The organism is Nonomuraea antri, assembly GCF_013283785.1.
In the GTDB taxonomy this organism is placed as follows: Bacteria; Actinomycetota; Actinomycetes; order Streptosporangiales; family Streptosporangiaceae; genus Nonomuraea; species Nonomuraea antri.
Window position 1 is genome coordinate 25,146 of record NZ_JABCPZ010000121.1, and the last position, 6,415, is coordinate 31,560.

7 protein-coding genes are annotated in these 6,415 nt (G+C 69.7%); 2 read left to right on the forward strand and 5 right to left on the reverse strand.

What is annotated here, in order from left to right; translation table 11 throughout:
• The first annotated feature begins 23 nt into the window (after positions 1–23).
• Entirely contained in the window at positions 24–698 is a 675-nt protein-coding gene (locus HII36_RS32410; protein ID WP_173527095.1) for a FadR/GntR family transcriptional regulator, read from the forward strand.
• 184 nt (positions 699–882) lie between these two features.
• A complete protein-coding gene (locus tag HII36_RS32415; RefSeq protein ID WP_173527096.1) occupies positions 883–1,848 on the forward strand; it encodes a DNA polymerase ligase N-terminal domain-containing protein in 966 nt (321 codons plus the stop codon).
• Positions 1,849–1,859: 11 nt separating this feature from the next.
• On the opposite strand, the gene HII36_RS32420 is transcribed toward HII36_RS32415, so the two are convergent.
• From HII36_RS32420 to HII36_RS32440, 5 genes are all read right to left on the reverse strand, one after another.
• Positions 1,860–2,789, reverse strand: a complete 930-nt coding sequence (locus HII36_RS32420; protein ID WP_173527097.1) for an aldo/keto reductase — start codon at positions 2,787–2,789, stop codon at positions 1,860–1,862.
• A gap of 122 nt (positions 2,790–2,911) precedes the next feature.
• A complete protein-coding gene (locus HII36_RS32425; RefSeq protein ID WP_173527098.1) occupies positions 2,912–3,232 on the reverse strand; it encodes an L-rhamnose mutarotase in 321 nt (106 codons plus the stop codon).
• Entirely contained in the window at positions 3,232–3,594 is a 363-nt protein-coding gene (locus HII36_RS32430) for an ABC transporter permease (protein WP_173527099.1), read from the reverse strand. The genes HII36_RS32425 and HII36_RS32430 overlap by 1 nt, the downstream gene beginning before the upstream one ends.
• Positions 3,595–4,127: 533 nt before the next feature.
• Positions 4,128–4,856 (reverse strand): SDR family NAD(P)-dependent oxidoreductase, encoded by a 729-nt coding sequence (locus tag HII36_RS32435; protein ID WP_173527100.1) that lies wholly within the window; start codon positions 4,854–4,856, stop codon positions 4,128–4,130.
• A gap of 223 nt (positions 4,857–5,079) precedes the next feature.
• Positions 5,080–6,288, reverse strand: coding sequence for an enolase C-terminal domain-like protein (locus tag HII36_RS32440; RefSeq protein ID WP_236004081.1), 1,209 nt, complete (start codon positions 6,286–6,288; stop codon positions 5,080–5,082).
• Positions 6,289–6,415: the final 127 nt, after the last annotated feature.

Consider the following 6,415-nt stretch of genomic DNA (forward strand, 5'->3'; position numbering starts at 1 on the left):
ATCCGATGTCTAGGGAGAAGAGCGTGGCGGTCACCGACGCGGCCATCGACAAGATCAAGCAGATGATCCTCTCGGGCGAGCTCGCCCCCGGCGACAGACTGCCCAAGGAGGCCGACCTCGCCGAGCGGCTCGGCCTGTCGCGTAACTCGCTGCGGGAGGCCGTCCGCGCGCTGGCCCTGATCAACGTGCTCGACGTGCGGCAGGGCGACGGCACCTACGTCACCAGCCTGGAGCCGCGGCTGCTGCTCGACACGCTGTCGTTCGTGCTCGACCTGCACCGCGACGACACGGTGATCCAGTTCTTCGAGGTCCGCCGCATCCTGGAGCCCGCCGCGACCGCGATGGCCACCGAGCTGATGACCGACGAGGAGATCGACGAGCTGCGGGTGATCCTGGAATCGCTGCCGGACGAGCCCACGATCGAGGAACTGGTCGCCAACGACCTGCGCTTCCACCAGCGCATCGCGCAGGGCTCGGGCAACAGCGTGCTGTGCTCGTTCATCGAGAGCCTGTCGGGCCCGACCACCCGGGCGCGGATCTGGCGCGGGCTCACCCAGGAGGGCGCGCGCGAGAAGACCCGCGAGCAGCACACCGCGATCTACCAGGCCATCGCCGCCCGCCAGCCGGACGTCGCCCGCTCGTGGGCGACGGTGCACGTGGCCGGCGTGGAGCAGTGGCTACGCCAGGCACTCGGCTGACCCTCGGTGTCGTCATAGGGTCGGCCTCGACCGACCCTCAGTGCGACGGGGCCGGGGCGCTGACCCCCGGCGCGACAGGGCCGGGGTTCGGCTGCCCCTCAGTGCGACGGGGCTTGGGCTCTGACCCTCGGCGTGACAGGGCCTGGGCTCGAGTGACCCGGTACGGCTGGGTAGAACCCGTGACGTGGCCGACAAACTGGAGCGATATCGCCGCAAGCGTGACCCCAGCCGTACCCCCGAGCCCGTGCCACCCGAGCCACCCGAGCCTCCGGAGCCCCCGCGGCCCGGCGCGGGCAACGCGTTCGTCATCCAGGAGCACCACGCCCGCTCCCTGCACTGGGACCTGCGGCTGGAGCGCGACGGCGTGCTGGTCTCCTGGGCGGTGCCCAAGGGCCTGCCCGCCGACCCGGGCACCAACCACCTGGCCGTGCACACCGAGGACCACCCCATGGAGTACCTCACCTTCCACGGCGAGATCCCCAAGGGCGAGTACGGCGGCGGCACCATGACCGTCTGGGACACCGGCACCTTCGACGTCGAGAAGTGGTCGAACCGGGAGGTGAAGTTCGTCCTGCACGGGCAGCGGGCGACCGGCAGATTCGTGCTGTTCCAGACCAACGGCAAGAACTGGATGATCCACCGCATGGACGCCGCCGCCCGCGACCCGCTCCCCGCGGTGGACCCGATGCTGCCCGCCAGGCGCGTCAGGGTCCCGCGTGACGCGGCGGCCTACGCCTTCGAGTTCGCCTGGGGCGGCCGCCGCCTGCTGGTCCCGATCGAGGGCGGCCGGACCACCGCGGCGCGCGAGCATCCGTGGCTGCGCCCGCTGGCCGAGTCGTTCGGCAGCCGCACCGCCGTCCTGGACGGCGAGGTGGTCACGCTGGGCGGCGCCGAACTGCTGGTCTTCTACGACCTGCTCTACGACGACGGGCACTCGCTGGTCGGCGAGCCGTTCAGCGCGCGCCGGGCCGCGCTGGAGTCACTGGACCTGGCCGGTGGGCGCTGGCAGACCGCACCGTCGTGGCCGGGCGACGCGGGCCCGGTCCGTCAGGCCGCCCGGGAGCAGGGCCTGCCAGGGGTGGTCGCCAAACGGCTCGACTCGCCGTACGAACCGGGCGAATCGACGTCCTGGCTGTTCATCCCCTCCTGACTCTGAGCCGGTCAGTCCTTGGTGATGAGGCCTTCCGCGGCCAGTTCGTCCCACAGGTCGGCGGGGACCTCGCGCGACCAGAGCGCGGCGTTCGCCCGTACCTCGGCGGGCGAGCGAGCGCCCAGCACGACCGAGGCGACCGCCGGGTGGCGCAGCGGGAAGGCCATCGCCGCCTGCGGCAGCGCCACGCCGTGAGCTCGGCAGATCTCGGCGATCCGGCCCGCCCGCGCCAGCACCTCCGCCGGCGCGGGCGCGTAGTCGTACGTGCCCCCCGGCGTGGACGTGGCCAGCAACCCGCTGTTGAACACGCCCGCCGCCAGCACCCTGACCCCGCGCTCCGCGCACTCCCTGAGCAGCGGCAGCCCCGACTGGTCGAGCAGCGTGTAGCGACCGGCCAGCATGACGACGTCGATCCCGCTCTCGCGGACGAAACGCAGCGGCGCCCGCCACTGGTTCATGCCGACCCCGACGGCCTTGATCACGCCCTGCGCGCGCAACTCGGCCAGGGCCGGGTAGGTCTCGTCGAGCGCCCGGTCGAGGTGGTCGTCCGGGTCGTGGATCAGCGCGAGGTCCACGGCCGGCAGCCCGAGCCGTGTCAGGGACTCCTCCAGCGAGCGGCGCACACCGGCGGCGGAGAAATCCCACACGCGCTCATGGTCGGCGGGGACGTCGAAACCGCCCCCGTCGTCGCGCCCGCCCCGCGCGGAAGGCACGAGCAGCCGTCCGACCTTGGTGGACAGGACGTAGCCCGAGCGCCCGGCCAGCGCCGCACCCAGCCGCCGCTCCGACAGGCCCAGCCCGTAGTGCGGCGCGGTGTCGAACAGCCGGACGCCGCTGTCCCACGCGGCCTCGACAGTGGCACGGGCCTGCTCCGGCGAGACGGCCCTGTACAGCCCGGCGATCGGCGCGGCCCCAAAGCCGTACCTGGGCAACTCGATCACGTCGCCCCCCACCCTCGGACGTCACTTTCCACGCCGATCACGCCACTCCCCACGCTCGGACGTCACTCCCCAAGCCGATCACGCCACTCCCACGTTCGGACGTCACTCCCCACGTCGATCAGTCACTGCCCACGTTCGGACGTCAGCTCCCAGACCAGGCTCAGGCCGCCGGCCGACTTGTCGAAGTCGCCGTCGAGCAGCCGGTTCATCCGCCGCTGCCAGGCCAGGTCGGCCGGGTGGTCCTGGAGCGCTGCCTGCAGGGCGGCGTAGTCGTCGACCTCGACGACGTGGAACAGGTCGAGCCCGTCGCGGAAGATCCGCCAGGAGTGCAGGCCGTTGGCCCGCATGACCGCTTCGAGCTCGGCGGGGATCTGAGCGTGCTCCCTGTCGTAGATCTCCGCGCAGCCCGGCTTGAGCCTGGTACGCAACGCCAGCCGTTCCATCAGTCCTGTGCCTTTCCGCGGCAATACAGCTGATCATCAGCGCGATGGGGATGATGGGTGCCATAGATGACGAGCTGCCAGAATCCGAACACGCCGATGAGGGTGAGGATGCTCTGCACCACGCCGATCACTAGGCCGATCACCAGGCCGCGCACCAGCACACCGGTGAGCGCGCCGAGGATCGTGCCCTTGCCACCGTCCATGCCGACGCCGCCAATGACCGTGGCGAACACCATGAAAATCCACTCTTCGCCGAACCCGTTGCCGATCGCGCCCAGCCGTCCGTTCTCCAGTACGCCGGTCGGCCACGAACATGCCGCCCAGAACGAACACGCCCCACAGCACCCGAATGCTGGCGGCACGGTCGGCGTCCACCGCCAACAGGGCCGCGCCCGCTGATCCGAGTTTCATGGTGGGCGTTGCCTTCCTTAGTCGGACAACCTCGGAACAACCTCAACCAGACACCCCCAAGCCACCCTCAGCCGGACGCCCTCAGAGAGACCCTCAGCCGAATCCTCCGGTTTCTCACCAATCACGGCCGGTCACGGCCGAGCCTCTCCCTCCGAACCGGTCGGGGCCTACCCTCGGCCCGGTCCATGACTCCGGACCAGCCGGGGATGCCCTCGGCCAGGTCGTTGGCTTCGGACCAGCCGGGGATGCCCTCCGCCGAATCCTTGACTCCGAACCAACCTGGCCCACCTTGGCCGGATCCTTTGGTTTCTGACCGGTCGCGGCCGGGGTTCTTCGCCTCCGGACCGATCAAGGCCGACCTCGGCCGGATCTTTGACTCCAAACCGATCTGACCTGCCTCAGCCGAACCCTTGACTCCGAACCGACCTGGCCCGCCTCGGCCGGGTCCTTGGCGCAGGATGGTCAAGAGGCAGCGGCGGCGGATTCAGCCGGGTGGCCGTAACCTGAGCCCCTGCATGCCACCGTCCACCGCGAGCGCCGTGCCGGTGGTGGCGCCGGCCTCCGGCCCGGCCAGATAGGCGATCGCCGCAGCGACCTCCTCCGCGCTGACCAGGCGACCCATGGGCTGCCTGGCGTTCAGTGCCTGCCGCTCGGCCTCGGGATCGTCGGCCGCGTCGAGCAGCCTGGCGACCCACGGGGTGTCCGCGGTGCCGGGATTCACGCAGTTCACCCGAATCCCCTCCCGGACGTGATCAGCCGCCATCGCCAACGTCAGCGACAACACCGCTCCCTTGGTCGCGCTGTAGAGCGCGCGGTGCGGCAGCCCGGCGGTGGCCGCGATCGAGCAAGTGTTGACGATCGAGGCATACTGTGACCTGCGTAAATACGGCAGCGTCGCCCTGGCCACGCGAACCATGCCGAGCACGTTCACGTCGAACACGTGCCGCCACTCGCTGTCCGGGTTGTCCTCGACCGTACCCTGCGCGCCGATGCCCGCGTTGTTGATCAGCACGTCAATACCGCCGAGCCGCTCGGCCGCCTGCGCGACCGCCGCCCGCACCGCCGCGTCGTCGGTGACGTCCACGGTGATCCCGACGAACGGCTCGCCCGGCGGCTTCAGATCCAGACAGGCGACCGACATGCCACGCGCGACCAGCGCCCGAGCCGCGGCCAGCCCGATCCCCGACCCACCACCGGTAACGACGGCCTTCAACCCCGCCCAACCCTCGCCGGAACTCACGACCGCCTCCAGACCCGCACCATCCTCGCGGAACACACAGCCACCTTCGGATCCGCGCCGTCCCTGCGGGAACTCACAACCACCCCCGAACCCGCACCATCCCTGCGGAAACTCACAACCACCCTCGAACGCGCACCCTCCTCCTCAGGGAACTCATATCCGCCTCCAGAACTGCGTCGCCGTTCTCGCTGGGGACTCACGACCGCCTCCAGATCTCGCCGTCGGGGAAGCTGTACTCGGAGATCGACTCCGCGCGCATCTGCGCGCTGAAGCCGGGCGCGGACGGCGCCACGTACCGGCCGTTCTCGATCACCACCGGGTCGGTGAAGTGCTCGTGCAGATGGTCGACGTACTCGATCACGCGGCCGTCCATGGTGCCGCTGATGGCCACGTAGTCGAACATCGACAGGTGCTGCACCAGTTCGCACAGCCCCACGCCGCCCGCGTGCGGGCACACCGGGACACCGAACTTGGCGGCGAGCAGCATGATCGCGATGTTCTCGTTCACCCCGCCGACCCGCGCGGAGTCGATCTGCAGGTACGAGATCGCGCCGGCCTGCAGGAGTTGCTTGAACACGATGCGGTTCTGCACGTGTTCGCCGGTGGCCACCGGGATGGGCCGGATGCCGGCGGCGATGGCGGCGTGGCCGAGCACGTCGTCCGGGCTGGTGGGTTCCTCCACCCAGTGCGGGGAGAAGCGGCTGAGCGCGTTCACCCAGGTGATGGCGGAGTCGACGTCCCAGCGTTGGTTGGCGTCGATGGCGATCGGATAGTCAGGGCCGCAGACCTCGCGCGCCACCGTCAAGCGGCGGATGTCGTCGTCGAGGTCGGCGCCCACCTTGAGTTTGATCTGGCTGAAACCCTGGTCGAGCGCTTCCTTGCAGAGGCGGCGCAGCTTCTCGTCGTCATAGCCGAGCCAGCCCGGGGAGGTGGTGTAGGCGGGGTACCCTTCGCCCTCCAGACGACTTATCCGCTCCTCTTTCCCACTTTCAGCATTTTTCAGAATCTGCAGCGCTTGCTCGGGCGTCAGCGCATCGCTCAGATAGCGGAAGTCGATCAGCTCGACGATCTCCTCCGGCGACATCTCGGACAACAACCGCCAGAGCGGCTTACCCGCCCGCTTGGCCTTCAGGTCCCACAGGGCGTTCACCACGGCGGAGATCGCCATGTGCATGACGCCCTTCTCCGGTCCGAGCCACCGCAGCTGCGAGTCGCTGACCAGCTCCTTGTACAGCGCGCCCAGATCCTCGGCGTCCCGGCCGAGCACGTACGGTTCGAGCGCGCTGATGGCGGCGGCCTGCACGTCGTTGCCGCGCCCGATGGTGAACGCGAACCCATGCCCCTCGTCACCGGCATCGGTCTTGAGCACCACGTAGGCGGCGGAGTAGTCAGGGTCGGGATTCATCGCATCGGAGCCGTCCAGGTCGCGAGACGTGGGAAACCGAACATCGTGCGTCTCCATCTCCACGATCCGATACACCCCCACCGACCTCAACCCCTCACCTCGAACCACCCCCCTCACACCACTCGCC

Bases quoted from the DNA above. Each gene is read 5' to 3' on its own strand.
- HII36_RS32440 (WP_236004081.1), bottom strand. From the start codon at position 6,288: ATGAATCCCGACCCTGACTACTCCGCCGCCTACGTGGTGCTCAAGACC.
- HII36_RS32425 (WP_173527098.1), bottom strand. From the start codon at position 3,232: ATGGAACGGCTGGCGTTGCGTACCAGGCTCAAGCCGGGCTGCGCGGAG.